The following is a 16,054-nucleotide window of genomic DNA, read 5'->3' on the forward strand; positions in this document are numbered from 1 at the left end:
CTATTTTAAGCATAATCTTATCGGTCCTGGTTTCACGCCGGTCGGACTATGCTCTAAGATAAATCTCGTGTTTTACATGCCACTCGTCGATCGGCGTATCACTTGATGAGCTCACGATCACCAGACGGTCGAACCGCAGCTTTCGCCCTGAAAGCTCTTTGGCGAGGCGCTGCATTTCAGAGTGTTTGAGCGTTGAATCGCCAACACCATAGGCCAGCGAGACATGTGGCATAAAGCTTTGCAAGCTTGCTTCACTGGATACTTCAAGAGAATCTTGTTTAAGACGCATCAAGGCTGGAGCTTTTTCCAGCGCTGCATAAAACGAACGGAAATACGCCTCGCTTCCTGTCACATCTTCGATTGCCAGTTCCAGCGGTTGGCGTCCAATCGCAAGACTCATCACCTGTGGCAGAAGCGCTTCTGCTGAACAGTTCATGTCAGGCACGAGCGTTGCATGCGGCTCGAACGCTGGCGAATGGAAGCGTTCACTTAAATCCCGGACAATCTCTTCGAGAAAAATAAGATCATCATGCGCAGGGCTCAGCCAAATGGAATGATCCGACATTCAGGTTCTGCTTCCGTTAGCGGTATTATCAGTTTTAAGGGGGCGCACGCTGCCGCGCAGAATGAGCGGTGTGTCAATCATCACCATTTGTGGCGGTGCATTAGGCGCACTCTGCCGCTCATCAAGCAGACGGATAATCTCCGCTGACAGGCGCTCGGCATTCTGGTCAAACGTTGTGAGCCTATAGGCACCCCAACGCGCTTCAGTGACATTGTCGAAACCAATCACTGAAAGATCGTCTGGTATAGAGAGATTGAAAACGTCGCGCGCGCAATCAATCAGCCCGAACGCCATCAGGTCGTTGACGCAAAACACGGCTTCGACGCGGTCTCGCTCACTGAGCAGGAGTGATGCCGCAGCAAAGCCACCATCATAATCCGTCAATTCTCCCCGCTGAACGCTGACATCCAGACCAACGCTTTTTGCACGAGCGATATAGGCTTCCTCGCGTTCCAGCAGATTAGGGCTGCGAACATTCGATGTCACAAGTCCCAATCGTTTCATGCCGCGCGCTACGAATACGTCTACCGCCGTTTCTGCCGCTTGCCGGTTATTGATCCGGATATGGTCCGGACCATCTTCATTGCGCCCCACAACAATCAACGTATGCCCGTTGCGCTGAGCCAGTTCGACAAAAGATGACGAAGGCATACCGGACAGAACAACAGTCGCTTCCGCTCGATAGCGGAGAAGCGTCTGATGCGCGGCGGATAGATTTTCGCCATGCTGGCCCGTTGGGATCAATACCGGAACGCTGCCACGCGCCGTTAGCCTGCGTGAAAGTGCTGCAATCTGACGCGAGCGGAAGGGGCTCGCCGGATCAGCCGCAATCATACCAACAATACGGCTGCGCTTGGCTAACAGACCACGCGCAAGATCATTGACCTGATAGCCCAGTTTTTCGGCTGCTTTCAGCACCTTTTCGCGCGTGGAAGGCGACACACTGGCACCGGGCGTAAAAGTTCTGGACACGGCAGAACGAGATACGCCAGCTTCGACCGCGACTTCATGAGCGCTGATAAAACGCGGCAGATGTTCTGAGAGCTCATCCTGAAGGCGATCATTATCTGCCATTGTTATCGACCCACTTTGGAAAGCACATCGGCTCTCAGGAAACGTTCAACCACGAACATGAAGGCAATTGAAGGCACTAGCAGGATCAGCGCGCTGATCGATGCGATCTGGTAATTGCCGCCAGAACTCGCTGTATAAAGCATGAGCGGTAAGGTTGTAATGTCGGGTGCACCCACAAAATATGTCCCGGTGAATTCATCAAGTGATTCAAGGAACACGAAGATGGCGCTGGCAAGCAGGCCAGGTGCTGCAATCGGCAATGTGATGTGGAAGAATGTTTTCATGGCAGACGCCCCCATCGAGCGGGCTGCTTCTTCCAACTCGCGATCAATTGCGGAGAAAGCAGCAGTCGCAATCCACACCGCATAGACCAGCCCATGTGTCACATGCACCAGAACTACGCCTGTAATCGTGCCATTCAATCGCAGAGAATAGAACATCTGCGCGATATTGACGTAGATTGGCAGGTTTGGGAATGCCTGCGGAATCAACAAGATAAGCAGAACGAGCCCGCGAAACGGAAGCTTCAATCGTGCCAGCGCATAGCCTGCCGGAATAGCAAGACCGAGCGAGACAACCACCGTCAGGCTTGCGATGACCACACTTGTTCCGAGCGAGGAAAGCGCATTGCCACGCGCTGAAAACACGTTCGCCCAGAAGGAAAAGCCATACTGAATGGGCAGGGTATGCGGAAAATACCAGCGTTCTGCAACTGCCCAAAGAAGCAGATTGGCGAGCGGCCCGAAGATTGCGAAGGCCAGTAAACTAAGCACGATGCCGCGCGGTATCCAGCGCCAGTCAAACACATTGCTCATCAGCCGCGCTCCTTCATGGTTTGTCTGAGATAAATCCATGCAACCAGACTGGTCATCAGGAGCGAGATGGTGCCGAGCGCATTGGCAACGCCGTAGTCGCCATAGGCGTTAATGCGGAATGCCATATTAGCAGTGATCATGGTTGGAGATTGGGCGTTGATCATGAGCGGTACGGAAAGCACAGACATCATGGTGACGAAACTGAGGATCAGGCCTACCAGCAGCGTTGGGCGCACTTGCGGAAGCACGATTTCGATTAGAATGCGCAGGCGTCCTGCACCGAGATTGCGCGCCGATTCAATCGTGCTGCGATCAATCGATGCCATAGCACCAGCCAGTAGCAATGTGACGAAGGGCGTCTGTTTCCAGACGAACGCGATCATGATGCCGCGCCAGTCGAGAAAGCTCATAGCTTGGAGTGGTGTCAGAACGCCGCTTTCGATCAGCAGGCTGTTCATCAGACCATTCTTGGCAAGAAACGTGCGCAAGATCTGGCCAACGACAATGAAAGGAATGAATAGTGGCCAGCGATAGAGCCAGCGCAAAACCGTAACGGCACGCTGATTGGAGCCGAGCGTCAAATATCCGCCAATAGCGATGGAAAAAAGCGCGATCAGCGCAGAGGAGAGGGTGACGATCACAACCGTAAACAGCATATCGCTTGAATAAAGCTCAAATGCCTTTGTGAAATTGCCGAAACCCCAGTCTTCGCCAACATGAAATGCACCGGTTATCGAGCCAAACAGTGGCACGATGAACAGAAACAGCACGATGGCCAATGCTGGAGCAACCAGCAGAAAACCCGTCATTCTCTGCGACATGGATATTCCCCGAATTTTTGAATTATCGACCGGATGCGTGCTAGAGCGTTTCCTACTTTGATTGAATCAGGAGAAACGCTCTAAACATTTGTTTTATCGCATTATCCTCACGCAAAACCGCTTCGCACTTTTGCTGGAAATGCTCTAACGCACCCGGTCTATGCCTTTATCAGTTGCCGACCTGACGTTCGTAAGCTTCCAGGATCGCGGTGTTGTATGGTGCGATCGGGAAAGGCTTGCCGTAATTGGCCAGATCTTCCGGTGAAATGTCCGTGAAGAGCTTGTTCCAAGTATCGGCATCAAGCTCCGCCTTGACGTGATCGGCATCAATGCCGGGATACCAGTTGAAGCGCTTCACGATGCCTTCGGCCTGAACTTTCGGGCTGGTTGCCAGTGCCACGAATTTTTCAGCCAGTTCCTTGTTGGCGCTCTTTTCAGGAATGACGTAATGCATCGGCTGACCCGGCATACCCGGCGAAGGCAGCACAAGCTTCATTTCTGGCGGAAGCTGACCATTGGCCTTCCACGAATAGAACATATCGACCCAGACCGGACCCATAGCAATTTCACCACGGCTCAGCATGTCGAGCGTACCGGCATTGCCTGGCGTCAGCGTTGCATTGGTGGTGAAGTCCTTGAGTGAGGAAAAGGCCTTATCCCAGTTCTTGGCTTCGCCTTCTTCAAACGGGCCTTTCATAAGTTTGTCGGCATCGCCGCCATAGGCATAAATCCAGCCCATCACGAAGCTCACGCCTGATGCGCCGCCCTTGATGCCGTTATAGCCGAACTGCTTCGGGTTTTCCTTGGCCCATGTAACCAGCTCGTCATAGCTCTTCGGCGGATTGGCAACGAGTGCAGGATTATAGGCGAGCGCTGTCTGACTGTTGAACATTGGCATGACATAGCCATCAACATCCGTACCAAGCGCCATCTTGGCGTTGCCGCGCGTTACGAGCTTGCCGCTGTCGATCTTGCTGCGATAGTTTTCGAGAAACTTCTTTTGGACCATTGGGCCGGCAAATTTTTCATGGACAACGGCAATATCGGCGTCCCACTTTTCAACGCCAGCCTTGGATTGTGCTTCAAAGCGCTCGAGAATTTTTTGCGAACCAGCATCGCCCGGTCCCGTGCCGACAACGCGAACCGTCGTGCCCGGATTTTCCTTCTCGAACAATGGGCCGAGATATTCGTTCACATAATCGACCATGTTCTGGTCGCCTGCGGTCAGAACGGTCAGTTCATTGGCTGCGGCGGGTGATGCGGTCAGACCAAGGACGAGAGCTGTTTTCAGGATCGTCTTCATCGAATAGTTCCTGCTTCTTTGATCCGCTTAGCGGAAGATTTCGACGGTTGGATATTGGATATCCGGTGAGGTGTGATCGGGAATTTTGTGCGGCTGCGGGCAGTTTAGGGCCCGCAATCCTGTGGTGAGCAGTTGGTACTGCTAAGATCGATTTTCGGCGCAGTTTCATCGCAATGCACACCTGTGCATCTTCAAGATTCCTGCCGAATTGATCGATCAAATCACTTGTCGAACAGAAATAGAGCCTGTTCGGGAATGCGAATTTCTACCTGTGAGCCGGGTTCGCGACTTTCCGGGGCATCGACCAGAAGATGCCTGCCGCCTACGCTAATCATGTGTCGCCAAAGGCCGCCCGGATAGCTGGTCTGGTCGACGGTTCCGGACAGGATAAGTTCCGGCGTTGTGGCTGAATTGGACGAACCGGGTGCCGCGAGCTTTGCCGCTTCGCTGCGAAAGCGCGCTTTAGCAATACCGTCAGATAAGTTACGGCGACCCGCCGGAATTGTGCTCGCCTTGTTATCTGGTCCGGCGGCAATCTCGATACGGTCAGCCTTGACCGTAACAGGCAGCTCAATAAGGTTTTCAGCCCCCATGAATGCCGCTACAAAATCAGAAGCCGGGTGATTGTAGACTTCTTCGGGAGCACCGGCTTGTGCCACTTCACCGTTGTTCAGGATCACGATGCGATCTGCCATGACCATGGCTTCTTCGCGATCATGGGTCACATGAACCGCGGTAATGCCAAGGCGACGCTGTAGGGCGCTGATCTCATGACGAACCGACAGGCGAATACGTGCATCAAGATTGGAAAGCGGTTCATCGAGCAACAGGATATCGGGTTCAATAGCCAGTGCGCGTCCAAGTGCAACACGCTGGCGCTGGCCACCGGATAGTGCAGCTGGCTTACGATCAAGAAGGGCGTCAAGCCCCAGAAGGCGCGCAACTTCCTGAACTTTTTGTCGGATTGTATCTTTTGCAGTTCCGCGAATGCGCAATCCATAACCAATGTTCTGGGCAACTGTCATATGCGGCCAGAGCGCATAGGACTGAAAAACCAAAGCCATGCCGCGCTTGTCTGGCGGAAGGCGAGTGACATCCTTACCACCGACGCGGATCGCTCCATCGCTAGGCGTATTGAAGCCCGCAATCGCACGCAGCAAAGTTGTTTTTCCACAGCCCGATGAGCCAAGCAGCGCTACGAATTCACCTTTCTTGACCGAAAGGTCTACACCTTTAAGAATCTCATTATTGCCATAACGGACGCGTGCATCCGCTACCTCCAAAAACGCAGGCATATGCGTATCCTCCCCAGGATCGACGGCCGGTTTTATTTTTTCTGCACAGCCGTGCAATCTGGATTGAAGCATTTTTATTTTACCTCGACAAGCAACAAATTGAATTGCGCTGGAAAATCGTGAGCAGCTTTTATCAGCTGCCTGTTGATGTCGTTATCTAACGAGGTTTTATAACAGTCGTATGACTGGAGCTGCGCAGCTGTGCTAAAACGTGGACAGCTTTGCAAAGCTGTCCACGCTGCACGCAAGCAGCCCTCAGATAAGGGAGCGGCTTACAAATAAATAATCAAACAGTCTCGGCCTCATGCTGTGCTTCTGTTCGCGCTGTGCGCCATGATGAGAACAGGAACGCTACAATGAAAATTACAGTCATCAACAGTACGATTGTCGGAGCAGGGGCGCTGTCGATAAAGAAAGACAGATAAACTCCCATGAATGATGAAAAGACTGCAACAATAACTGCGACAATCATCATGCTGCTGAACCTGCGGGTGAGCAGAAAGGCGATTGCACCGGGCGCTATGAGCAGTGAGATGGCGAGAATAATGCCGACTGCTTTCAGAACACCGACAATCGTCAGCGAAATGAGGCACAGAAGCCCATAATGCAGAAGCCTGACGGGCAATCCGACCGCACGTGCTTGTGCCGGATCGAATGCATGAAGCAGAAAATCTCGCCATTTCACAATAAGTACACCGGCGGTCACCGCGGCGATGATTGCGGTTTCGATGAGATCGCCTGTGTTGATGCCCAGAATATCACCGAACAGAATGTGATCGAGGTGCACATTTGCGCGTACCGATACGTAAAGCACAAGCCCCAGCCCGAACATTCCGGAGAAAACAATACCCATCACCGTATCTTGCTTGATACGGCTGTTTTCCTTGAGAAATCCGGTCGCAAGAGCGCAGATCATGCCTGCAATGAAAGCACCGATGCCAAAGGGCAGCCCCACCATATAGGCAATGACGACGCCCGGCAGAACTGCATGACTGATAGCGTCGCCCATCAGTGACCAGCCTTTAAGCACCAGAAAGCAGGAGAGCAGGGCGGTTGGTATGGCAATCAGCACCGAAGCGATCAGCGCATAGACCATGAAATCGAACTGAAATGGCATCAAAAGCATGTCAGGAAAACTCATGGCTGCACCTCCCGCAATGCGCTCGCCGCACGTCTTCTCGCTGCCAGCATTCCATGTTTGGGTGCGAGAAAGAACACAGTCAGGAAGACCAGTGTCTGCAACACGACAATGATGCCGCCGGTGGCGCCGTCCATGAAATAGCTGACATAGGCACCGATAAAGCTCGTCAGCGCGCCAATAATGACGGCAATCCATAAAAGCCGCGAGAAACGGTCCGTCAGAAGATAAGCCGTGGCGCCGGGGGTCACAACCATACAGATTACCAGAAACGCGCCCACCGTCTGCATTGCAGCAACCGTCGAGGCCGAAAGCAGCGTGAAGAACATGATTTTCAGTGCGGTTGGTTTTAGGCCGATCGAACGTGCATGGCTTTCGTCAAAAAAGACCACCATCAGGTCTTTCCATTTCAACAGCAGCAATGCAAGCGAGACAAAGCCGATGATCGCCAGTTGCAGGATATCGCCCGGTGTGATCGCGAGGATATTGCCGAGCACGATTGTCTGAATGCTGATCGAGGTTGGCCGTAGTGAAATCATGAAAAGGCCAAGCCCAAAGAAGGCCGTGAAAATCAGCCCGATGATCGCATCTTCTTTGAGCTTGGTACGCTGATTGAGAAACAGCATGGCCGCAGCTGCCAGCCCACCGGAGAAGAATGCTCCTATGGAAAAGGGCAGGCCCAGCATATAGGCACCCGCAACGCCCGGAACGATGGAGTGGGAGAGGGCGTCACCAATCAGCGACCAGCCTTTAAGCATCAGATAGGCAGATAGAAACGCACAGACACCACCGACAAGGGCAGAAACCCACATCGCATTGATCATATAACCATATTGGAACGGTTCAAGCAGAAGGGCCATCAATCGTGTCCCTTTGTGTTTTGCTCGTATAGAACAAAAGGCCGCTCATCATCGGTGATTACACCGACAGCCGAGCGATTTTGTTTGGTTGCCTCATCCAAAACCAGATGACGCAGAACGCCACCAAACGTCTTTTCCAGATTGGCTTGCGTAAAAATCTCTTCTGTGGGGCCGTAGGCGAGCACAGTATTCTTGACCAGAACCGTACGATCACAGAATTCCGGCACACTACCAAGATTGTGTGTCGAGACCAACATCACACGACCTTCATCACGAAGTCCGCGTAGAAGGGTAACGATTGCTTCTTCCGTCTTCACATCCACACCGGTGAACGGCTCATCAAGCAGGATTACGCGGCCATCCTGCGCAAGTGCACGTGCGAGAAACACGCGCTTCTTCTGCCCCCCGGAGAGTTCACCGATCTGACGCTTGCGATATTCGAGCATATTGACACGGCCCAGGGCATTTTCGACCGCTTCGTGATCAGCACGGCGGGGAATCCGCATCATACCCATATGGCCGTAACGTCCCATCATGACGACGTCCTCGACCAGAACAGGAAAGTTCCAGTCAACTTCTTCGCTTTGTGGAACATAGGCGACAAGATTTTTCTTTAGCGCTTCTTTGACCGACAGACCAAGGATTGTGATTTCACCTTTGGCAAGGCGCACAAAGCCCATAATAGCCTTGAACAGCGTCGACTTGCCCGAGCCATTCACACCAACAAGGGCTGTAATTGTTCCAGTCGGGATATTGAAAGTCGCATTGCGCAAGGCAGTATGCCCGTTGCGATAGGTTACAGTCGCATCTTTGACGTTCAACCCGTTGGCCGCGCTTTGTTCAAGCGCAGCTAGATTGTCAGCATGATGACTGATCGAGACGTTCATTGTTTGAGGCCTTTTGCAATGGTACTCGAAGTGACTTTCAGCAGATCAAGATAGGTTGGCACGGGTCCATCGGTTTCTGAAAGAGAATCGACATAAAGAACACCACCATATTTCGCGCCAGTTTCGCGCGCGACTTGCTCTGCAGGAGCGGCAGAGACCGTACTTTCCGAGAACACCGCAGTAATGCCATTCTCCCGCACGGCATCAATCACTTTGCGAACCTGCTGCGGCGTGCCTTGCTGATCAGCATTGATTGGCCAGAGATACAGTTCTTTCAGGTTGAAATCTCGTGCGAGATAAGAAAACGCACCTTCGCTCGTCACCAGCCAGCGCTTGTCTGCCGGAATTGAATCAAGCTCAGCATGGATCGGATCAATCGCAGCCTTGATTTGCGCTTTATAATTTTCTGCATTCGCCTTGTAGATGTCCGCATTCTCCGGATCATATTTTACAAAGGCATCACGGATATTGTCGACATAGATGAGAGCCGAGGTAGGGGACATCCAAGCATGAGGATTGGGTTTGCCGCTATATGGGCCTTCGCTGATATCCATCGGTACAACGCCGTCAGACGCAACCGCGCTTGGCACATCTTTCAGTCGCGAGAAGAATTTTTCGAACCACAATTCTAGCCCAAGGCCATTCCACAAAACCAGTTTCGCATCCTGTGCCTTAATAAGATCACCGGGTGTTGGCTGATATTCATGAATTTCAGCGCCTGGCTTCGTAATTGATTCAACCGTTGCTGCGTCACCCGCAACATTGCGTGCAATGTCCGCAATCACCGTGAATGTGGTCACAGCTTTGAACTTTTCAGCAGCCAAAGCCGCGCCAGACACTGCGCAAAGCAACACACTCCCGGTAAGGCCAGCCGTCAGAGCCCGCATGAAAAGTCGAATCATTCTCATCTCCTTGATGCCAATCATTTGCAATTGCATAAAACAGAAAATAGCTACTCACAAGCGCTTTTGCAAATCATTTGCAAAAAGGAAGAGTACATCTTACGGATCGAACAGCCTGATAAAAAGAAATTACACCTATAAATTGTATTTTTGATTTTTGTTGTGTAACTTCTCGTATCGTAGATATAGCCCTTTTGGGGTATTTCGGGCATTTTTTATATCAGAGATACCAATTAGTTCGGCTTAGGCAGACGTGCATGCGTTCGGAATTATTCTCATATCTGTTTTTTTGAGACGGGAACAAAGATGCATTCAAAAACCGTTAATATTAAGGAAAATCATGATTTTATGTCTGATCCAGCGACTTGCCCGAGACCGGGGCAGTACACCAAAATGATAAATTCCACAAAAAGCCGCTTCACCTATGGCGTGACTAAAGTTGGTCACCACGTTTATGCGTCGGATCAGGCTTTTGCGATGATCTTGTTAGAACCGGTACGCAATCTAAGGTGGAAATCAGAGGGTGACGAAGAATTGGTTTCGAGTTACACCGCTGGAACGGCTTTCGTTATTCCCGCAAAACGAACCATGGAGACCTGCTGGACGGAACCTGTAGAATATCTGCAGGTAACGATCCCGACAGCCAGCAATTCGGTCGAGAATGAAAGAAACAGCGCGGCTGATCGAAGCGCCACAGCCGGCAGTATTGTAAGTTTTTCCAGCAAGCAGTGTCTGCAGGTGAGTCAGCTTGTCGTTGAGCAGTTGATGGAGCACGATGAAGAAAAGCAAGACTATCTTGCTTCTCTTCATTCCGTCCTAGCCCATTTGTTGCAACGGAATGCTCTGACAATTCGGTCATCGATGGTGATGCCAGCCGGTCTCAGCAGCTATGCAGCTCGTCAAATAGAGGCTTATTTGAAAGATAAATTCCGTGAACCGGTGTCTGTGCCCGATATGGCTTTGGCTCTGGGGATATCGGCTGGGCACTTTGCAACACGTTTTCGAGAAAGCTTCGGACAGACGCCCCACCAATATCTGATGAGCTTGCGGCTGGATGAAGCTGAGCGGTGGCTGAGAGAAACAGATATGCCAATCAGTACTATCGCGGCACGATTAAGTTTTTCAAGCCAGAGCCATCTTACAACCGCTCTACGAAAATACAGACGTCTTACACCTGGGGAAATCAGACGCCGCAGTTCACACCTGCGACACCGCAGGCCTTAAATAGCCCGCATATTAGATAGCAATCGTAGATGAAGACTAATTCGCCGTTGTTGTCGAGCCACGTTTTAGCCATTTGCGCCAGATGTGAATTTCGCTTCTGCGTCGCAAGCGACGGACGCGATGAGAGTCGTGAGATAAGACGATTAAACCGAGTGGCAACATCCAGAAGCCAAGGACCGGTAAGAACCCCAATGCTCCACCGACGACGAGTGAACCACCAAGTGTTCTTCGCATCATGACGGATTGCGGCATGGGGATTCGTTTTCCAAGAATCACAATCGCGCGTTTTCGTGGTTTTGGTTCGTATTCTTCAGTCACTCGACATTTCTCACAGGTTGGAATGTGGCGTTCCGCATCTTGAAACGTACCAGAGAATATAGGGTTTCGCGATCAGAATGCAAAAAGTTGGAAAAAATTGAAATTAGGGCTTTGCAAATCAGAAATCCTCCTGCTATACGCCACCTCGCTGACGCAACGAGCACCTCTTCCCCGGTAGCTCAGTGGTAGAGCAACCGGCTGTTAACCGGTTGGTCGCTGGTTCGAATCCGGCCCGGGGAGCCACTTACTTCATGTAAGTATTTGGAGACATTACGTTTCTCCATCGACTCGAAATATTTCCAGTTTCATTTTTCAACGTGCCATTGAGAACTGTCTTTATTTGTTGTCATTGAATGACGATTGCGAATCGGTGTTTCATTTTGCTTCTTTGCCTAGAAAGCAATCTCGAACAGAGTTTATTTTATAGAATCGTAGCTTGTTTCATCAATCATGGAACCGGATTGCACCCGTCGCAGTTATATCTCTATCTATGCAGGAGAGAAATATGCTGACCGCAGATGCGATATGGCTTTTTGACGTTCAGATCACTGATCGCTGTACTTCCGATTCATTTTCTCGTTCTTCATAAATGCTGGCGAGGTTCTGCGTTCAATCACATCAATCATATCTGCGTGTTAAAAACACAACGTGATGACACCGTATCCTGTTCTTCGACTATCCTGCCCAATATCGCCAAGTCTCATGAATGGAGAAAGACATGAAGCTTTCTGTGATTTCGCTGGCCGCTGCGATGGCCATGTTTTCATTTGGCGCGAATGCAGCGCCTGTTTCGATGCCGGAGCCTATCAATCAGAGCGGTTTGACGCATAAAGTCGATTATCGGTGTGGACCGGGTCGTGTAACTGACCGTCGCGGACGTTGCGTGCGTGTACGTCGTGATGCACCGCCGCCGTCACCTCGCTGGCATCGCGATCGCCCATCCCGTGATTGGAGAGGCGACCGCCATCACAGGTCTGATAGGCATTACCGTGATCGGGGCAATGGCTACTTCATTCCCAAAAAACGCGAATCTCACAACTAGAGCGCCGGGCGCCCTATTGGGCGCGCAAAGGTCGCTCTAACACTTTAAAATTAGAGCATAATTTTATCTTAAACTGATCCAAGTTTAAGGAATTATGCTCTAGAATTATCCAGCCCGTCAAATCTACAATATTGCCCTGTCAGCTCAACAGCCGGCAGGGTTTTTTGCACGCCCTTGACTTGGCGATACATCGCTACATTATCAAGCTAAGATCAATTGGGTGGACGCTATGAAAAGATCTCTTCTTGCTGCCATTATTGCTTTTTCCGCTTCGCCGGTTTTTGCGGATAAACTCTATGACAAGTGTATTGACCAGTCTGACGGAACCAATACTGCGTGGGGACAGTGTGGTGGTGACTGGCTAAAGCGCGCCGACGGTAAGCTGAATGCGACCTGGAAGAAAATCTATGGTCAGGCTGACGGGCAAACCAAAACCGATCTGCTGGCTGAACAACGTTTATGGAACAGCTATAAAGAATCGTCCTGCAATTTCTATGCAAATGGCGATTGGGGAAGGGAAGGCCAAATACTGCATTATCCTAGCTGCAGAGCGAGCGTGATCGAAGCTCGCACAAAGCAATTACAGGAATATATCTCATTCACTGCTGGTCAGTAGGGCTGCCCCGCAAACGTTAGGAGAGGTCTAGACAACCCTGCCTGCGTTTTGGTGTTCGACGTGGAAGCTGTCCGAAAGGACGGCTTGGATAGGGCTTGAGATTGGCTGGTTCCTGCCAAGCATTGATTGGCGGTATCGGCAGTTTTGATCCCTGTTGATGCAAATAAAGACTTGCCGTCAAATAAGCATCTTCCAGAGCCCCATGGCGAACGCCTACACGCGATAAACCGATTCTGGAAAGACAATGGTCCAGCTTGGCAGATTCGCCTCTCCAGAGCCGTCTGGCGCCATCCATCGTGCAATAGACCGGCTGACTGAGCATCTGGACTTCGGCCTTGCGGAATTCCCGTTGAATATAACGCATATCAAATTCAGCGTTGTGCGCCACCAGTTCGTCTGCCCAGCCGAGCCACTGCCGCAATGAGTTTGCCAGATCGGCAAACAGATCCTGATAGCGCGTCATCCAGTTGTCAAATCCATGAACCGCTTCAGCTTGCGGTGAACTGTCTTTTCTTGGATCGAAAATCAAATAGAGCGACTGCTTAAGCAGTTCGTCACCTTCAATTTTCACCGCGCCAAGCGTGATAATGCGATCATACGGTAATAGTCCCGTCGTTTCAGTATCGAAAACAATGATCTTTTTCTTACGTGTGTGGACTGCGGGTGTGAAAATATCTGTCATGCTATGCCTTGTTCATGCTTTGCCGAAATAAGCATATTTCCTGAACAAGTTGAAGGTTTGTAAAATTGGGAGAGCGACGAAAAGACCAGCTTAAATGTGACACCAATAGCGGTATATGGTCGAGCTGAAAAATTCAGGCAATTAGCTACCCGCAAATTTTGGACGCAAATACAATCATGGAAGCCGCGTTGTCCATTCAAGAACCGAGCTTTCTGCCTCAGGCTTTCGAAGCTTCCGAGTTGCACAGCTCCCCACGTTTTGGTGATTGTCTTACATCTGCCGCAAGAGAACTCCTCGCCATTACAGGTCGCTTGCCGCGCGAAGTGCGCTATCTTTCCGACATGCAGAAATGGTTGCTCAGCCAGGCCACGTTTGCTGTGCATTTCGAACACGTGACCAATCCGAACAATCCACCGATCTCGCCGACGAACCTGCTCAATTTCCTCAAAGGCACACCTATTGCCAGCAAAAATACGACGCTGGCATTTCTGCAGGAAGCTCGCCACTACAAATTGCTTGAGGCCATCCCGACCGCGGATCGACGGCAGCAAGTATTTCGTGCGAGACGGGAGACAGAAGGTCTTATTCATTTATGGCTGACGACGCATCTTGCTGCGTTGGACTTGATGGATGGTGGCAATCGCGCTCGACTTATGGATGCAAACCCCGATTTGTTGCGCTACGCCCAACCGCTCATGACCCGCGAGGTTCTGCATAACAGCGATTGGTGCAGACCTGTGGCGAGCATCGCAAATTTTACGCGCGCAGAATCTGGAAATAATATCCTGCACGATGTTGCATCACGCGCGCCCTGGGAGTTTTCCGGTGATCGGATATGGATCGGGCAGGTAACCTCAAATGGTATATCAAGTCGATATCGCATGTCACAAAGCAACACAGCACGGATTCTCGCTCGTGCTCGTGACGCTGGCCTTATGGGCTGGGAGCGCCCCGGCAATCGTGGCGACTGCTGGCTATCTGCCACTCTGGTTAACGATTATCGCTATTGGCAGGCGCTCAAATTCGCAGCTATTTCCAAAGCTATGCGCAGCGCCGTCATAACAATGGGTATTGGCATCTGAAATAAACCAAACAAAAAAGCGGCCAGACTTTAAAGTCCAGCCGCTATTCCCCGCCCAAAAGTAAGCCTATTCCTCGATGGTATAGGTGCTGAGTTCGCAGAGATCCTGCGTGTCCGTCGTGGTGTCGAGATCATCACTATCCTGAAACTCGAAACGCATGTCGTATTTGCACACGCGACGACCGTCAGCGATCGTGATTTCGATCGTTTCACCCGGATTTAGGACTTGCTGCCCAAAAACATCACCTTCCCATTCATTGACGCCAACTGGAGAAGTATAAAAGTGCGTCAGAACAGAATTCGTACCGTTCTTTAGATTGAATACCAGATCATCTGCTTTTGCGACGCCGACAAACATCAGCAATGCAGCCGAAATGGCACCTGCTATCTTTATTCTTTTCATAATTATTACCCACCCGCTCAACATCAAGCCAAAAATATTAGTTAGAAATATTTAAGCCGTAAATAGCTGTGATCGTTCAGGAATAGCCCTTTTTTGGGCGTAATTTTCTTTCGAGAATCGCCAACAAAATTCTTAAATCTCATTCCATTTGCGTTGATACCTGCAGGACATGAGCGAAACCTCTTTGGCATGACCGTTATATCTTGGCGTCTGATTGAACCAAATCGCTGTAGCTGCGTTGTTTAGCTGTCGTTAACCATAATGGAGGCTGACATGCTGCTATATTCAAAAATTGAAACAGGCATTGCCGCTGCATTTCTGATTCTCGTACCGTTTGTGCTTTTTCTGGTATGAATAGTATGAAGCGCGCATTCCAAGGGCGACATTGAAGGCTGTTAGCTTTGAATGTCGCCCAATCCTCTTTCTGATCACATTGATTTTATTTAATGTTTGGATCCTAATTCATTCATCTCGCGTTCACTCCAGCGACGATACATTCGTATCAACACAAAAGGAGTGTCCCATGATTAAGAAAGCCATTCTCGCCGCTATTGCCCTTTCGTTTGTTGGCGCGCCACTTGCACAGGCTCAGGATTATCATCAGCCGCGCAAGCCGGGATACAATCGGGTAGAACCTGCTCGTCCATCGCATGGCAAGGAATTCCAGCGCCATGATCGCCGGGATCAGGGACACAAGCGTTGGTCGCGCGGTGAACGCTACAACGACTGGCAGCGCCATCAGGAAATTCGCGATTACAAACGCTATGGCCTTCGCAAGCCAGGCCGTGGCCAGCATTGGGTAAAGGTCGATAATCAATATCTGCTGGTAACCGCTGCAACCGGCCTTATCGCAGGTATTCTTGCAGCGCGATAAAACGAAAAATCTCAGAGTTTAGAAACAATGAAGGCGGCATTAGCCGCCTTTTTTCATTTGAGTATGTAAACAAGGAAGCAAGCCCAGCCACTGCAAAGCCATGAGACGAACGCTGCGCATGGCTTGCCGAACTACGTGCGAGTCTGCAATGTAG

At 50.7% G+C, this 16,054-nt stretch carries 18 protein-coding genes and 1 tRNA gene; 6 read left to right on the top strand and 13 right to left on the bottom strand.

Annotated elements, in window-relative coordinates; all coding sequences use genetic code 11:
* Positions 1–46: 46 nt before the first annotated feature.
* From C9380_RS14500 to C9380_RS14545, 10 genes are all read right to left on the bottom strand, one after another.
* A complete protein-coding gene (locus C9380_RS14500; protein WP_111787128.1) occupies positions 47–565 on the bottom strand; it encodes a 2'-5' RNA ligase family protein in 519 nt (172 codons plus the stop codon).
* Complete coding sequence (locus C9380_RS14505) at positions 566–1,639, bottom strand: LacI family DNA-binding transcriptional regulator (RefSeq protein ID WP_024896258.1); 1,074 nt, start codon at positions 1,637–1,639, stop codon at positions 566–568.
* Between the two features lie 2 nt (positions 1,640–1,641).
* Positions 1,642–2,454: an ABC transporter permease gene (locus C9380_RS14510; RefSeq protein WP_128093854.1), complete on the bottom strand. Its 813-nt coding sequence runs from the start codon at positions 2,452–2,454 to the stop codon at positions 1,642–1,644.
* The gene (locus tag C9380_RS14515) at positions 2,454–3,275 is read right to left on the bottom strand and encodes an ABC transporter permease (protein WP_128093855.1); all 822 of its coding nucleotides are present in this window, start codon (positions 3,273–3,275) and stop codon (positions 2,454–2,456) included. The genes C9380_RS14510 and C9380_RS14515 overlap by 1 nt, the downstream gene beginning before the upstream one ends.
* 169 nt (positions 3,276–3,444) lie before the next feature.
* Positions 3,445–4,578 carry an ABC transporter substrate-binding protein gene (locus tag C9380_RS14520; protein WP_024896255.1) on the bottom strand — a complete coding sequence of 378 codons (1,134 nt, stop codon included), beginning with the start codon at positions 4,576–4,578 and terminating at the stop codon, positions 3,445–3,447.
* A 221-nt stretch (positions 4,579–4,799) separates the two neighbouring features.
* On the bottom strand, positions 4,800–5,873 hold the full coding sequence (locus C9380_RS14525) for an ABC transporter ATP-binding protein (protein ID WP_128093856.1): 1,074 nt from the start codon (positions 5,871–5,873) through the stop codon (positions 4,800–4,802).
* Positions 5,874–6,159: 286 nt separating this feature from the next.
* A complete protein-coding gene (locus C9380_RS14530; protein ID WP_024896253.1) occupies positions 6,160–7,014 on the bottom strand; it encodes a metal ABC transporter permease in 855 nt (284 codons plus the stop codon).
* Positions 7,011–7,871, bottom strand: coding sequence for a metal ABC transporter permease (locus C9380_RS14535; protein ID WP_036566736.1), 861 nt, complete (start codon positions 7,869–7,871; stop codon positions 7,011–7,013). Before C9380_RS14535 ends, C9380_RS14530 begins: the two co-directional genes overlap by 4 nt.
* Positions 7,871–8,758, bottom strand: coding sequence for a manganese/iron ABC transporter ATP-binding protein (locus C9380_RS14540; protein WP_128093857.1), 888 nt, complete (start codon positions 8,756–8,758; stop codon positions 7,871–7,873). Before C9380_RS14540 ends, C9380_RS14535 begins: the two co-directional genes overlap by 1 nt.
* On the bottom strand, positions 8,755–9,645 hold the full coding sequence (locus C9380_RS14545) for a metal ABC transporter substrate-binding protein (RefSeq protein WP_051514715.1): 891 nt from the start codon (positions 9,643–9,645) through the stop codon (positions 8,755–8,757). Before C9380_RS14545 ends, C9380_RS14540 begins: the two co-directional genes overlap by 4 nt.
* 321 nt (positions 9,646–9,966) lie before the next feature.
* On the opposite strand from C9380_RS14545, the gene C9380_RS14550 reads away from it, so the two are divergent.
* Entirely contained in the window at positions 9,967–10,884 is a 918-nt protein-coding gene (locus C9380_RS14550; RefSeq protein ID WP_247877596.1) for a helix-turn-helix transcriptional regulator, read from the top strand.
* Between the two features lie 36 nt (positions 10,885–10,920).
* On the opposite strand, the gene C9380_RS14555 is transcribed toward C9380_RS14550, so the two are convergent.
* Complete coding sequence (locus C9380_RS14555; protein WP_084486668.1) at positions 10,921–11,202, bottom strand: hypothetical protein; 282 nt, start codon at positions 11,200–11,202, stop codon at positions 10,921–10,923.
* A 168-nt stretch (positions 11,203–11,370) separates the two neighbouring features.
* Here C9380_RS14555 and C9380_RS14560 point away from each other — a divergent pair.
* The 3 genes from C9380_RS14560 (at position 11,371) to C9380_RS14570 (ending at position 12,860) form a co-directional block, all read left to right on the top strand.
* A tRNA-Asn gene (locus tag C9380_RS14560) sits at positions 11,371–11,445 on the top strand.
* Between the two features lie 475 nt (positions 11,446–11,920).
* Entirely contained in the window at positions 11,921–12,244 is a 324-nt protein-coding gene (locus tag C9380_RS14565; protein WP_024896248.1) for a hypothetical protein, read from the top strand.
* 229 nt (positions 12,245–12,473) lie between these two features.
* On the top strand, positions 12,474–12,860 hold the full coding sequence (locus tag C9380_RS14570) for a lysozyme inhibitor LprI family protein (RefSeq protein ID WP_105706265.1): 387 nt from the start codon (positions 12,474–12,476) through the stop codon (positions 12,858–12,860).
* Positions 12,861–12,876: 16 nt separating this feature from the next.
* On the opposite strand, the gene C9380_RS14575 is transcribed toward C9380_RS14570, so the two are convergent.
* Positions 12,877–13,542, bottom strand: coding sequence for a 3'-5' exonuclease (locus tag C9380_RS14575; RefSeq protein ID WP_128093858.1), 666 nt, complete (start codon positions 13,540–13,542; stop codon positions 12,877–12,879).
* 188 nt (positions 13,543–13,730) lie between these two features.
* Between C9380_RS14575 and C9380_RS14580 the strand changes: the two genes are divergently transcribed.
* A complete protein-coding gene (locus C9380_RS14580; protein ID WP_128093859.1) occupies positions 13,731–14,624 on the top strand; it encodes a hypothetical protein in 894 nt (297 codons plus the stop codon).
* 66 nt (positions 14,625–14,690) lie between these two features.
* On the opposite strand, the gene C9380_RS14585 is transcribed toward C9380_RS14580, so the two are convergent.
* Positions 14,691–14,981 (bottom strand): hypothetical protein, encoded by a 291-nt coding sequence (locus tag C9380_RS14585; RefSeq protein ID WP_374844453.1) that lies wholly within the window; start codon positions 14,979–14,981, stop codon positions 14,691–14,693.
* Between the two features lie 568 nt (positions 14,982–15,549).
* Here C9380_RS14585 and C9380_RS14590 point away from each other — a divergent pair.
* Positions 15,550–15,900: an RcnB family protein gene (locus C9380_RS14590; protein ID WP_128093860.1), complete on the top strand. Its 351-nt coding sequence runs from the start codon at positions 15,550–15,552 to the stop codon at positions 15,898–15,900.
* Positions 15,901–16,054 lie beyond the last annotated feature (154 nt).

Source organism: Brucella pituitosa, from assembly GCF_003049685.1.
GTDB classification, from domain to species: Bacteria; Pseudomonadota; Alphaproteobacteria; order Rhizobiales; family Rhizobiaceae; genus Brucella; species Brucella pituitosa.

Coding starts and splice junctions, on each gene's coding strand:
- C9380_RS14500 (WP_111787128.1), bottom strand. CDS start 565: ATGTCGGATCATTCCATTTGGCTGAGCCCTGCGCATGATGATCTTATT.
- C9380_RS14505 (WP_024896258.1), bottom strand. CDS start 1,639: ATGGCAGATAATGATCGCCTTCAGGATGAGCTCTCAGAACATCTGCCG.
- C9380_RS14510 (WP_128093854.1), bottom strand. CDS start 2,454: ATGAGCAATGTGTTTGACTGGCGCTGGATACCGCGCGGCATCGTGCTT.
- C9380_RS14515 (WP_128093855.1), bottom strand. CDS start 3,275: ATGTCGCAGAGAATGACGGGTTTTCTGCTGGTTGCTCCAGCATTGGCC.
- C9380_RS14520 (WP_024896255.1), bottom strand. CDS start 4,578: ATGAAGACGATCCTGAAAACAGCTCTCGTCCTTGGTCTGACCGCATCA.
- C9380_RS14525 (WP_128093856.1), bottom strand. CDS start 5,873: ATGCCTGCGTTTTTGGAGGTAGCGGATGCACGCGTCCGTTATGGCAAT.
- C9380_RS14530 (WP_024896253.1), bottom strand. CDS start 7,014: ATGAGTTTTCCTGACATGCTTTTGATGCCATTTCAGTTCGATTTCATG.
- C9380_RS14535 (WP_036566736.1), bottom strand. CDS start 7,871: ATGGCCCTTCTGCTTGAACCGTTCCAATATGGTTATATGATCAATGCG.
- C9380_RS14540 (WP_128093857.1), bottom strand. CDS start 8,758: ATGAACGTCTCGATCAGTCATCATGCTGACAATCTAGCTGCGCTTGAA.
- C9380_RS14545 (WP_051514715.1), bottom strand. CDS start 9,645: ATGCGGGCTCTGACGGCTGGCCTTACCGGGAGTGTGTTGCTTTGCGCA.
- C9380_RS14550 (WP_247877596.1), top strand. CDS start 9,967: ATGCATTCAAAAACCGTTAATATTAAGGAAAATCATGATTTTATGTCT.
- C9380_RS14565 (WP_024896248.1), top strand. CDS start 11,921: ATGAAGCTTTCTGTGATTTCGCTGGCCGCTGCGATGGCCATGTTTTCA.
- C9380_RS14570 (WP_105706265.1), top strand. CDS start 12,474: ATGAAAAGATCTCTTCTTGCTGCCATTATTGCTTTTTCCGCTTCGCCG.
- C9380_RS14575 (WP_128093858.1), bottom strand. CDS start 13,542: ATGACAGATATTTTCACACCCGCAGTCCACACACGTAAGAAAAAGATC.
- C9380_RS14585 (WP_374844453.1), bottom strand. CDS start 14,981: ATGTTTGTCGGCGTCGCAAAAGCAGATGATCTGGTATTCAATCTAAAG.
- C9380_RS14590 (WP_128093860.1), top strand. CDS start 15,550: ATGATTAAGAAAGCCATTCTCGCCGCTATTGCCCTTTCGTTTGTTGGC.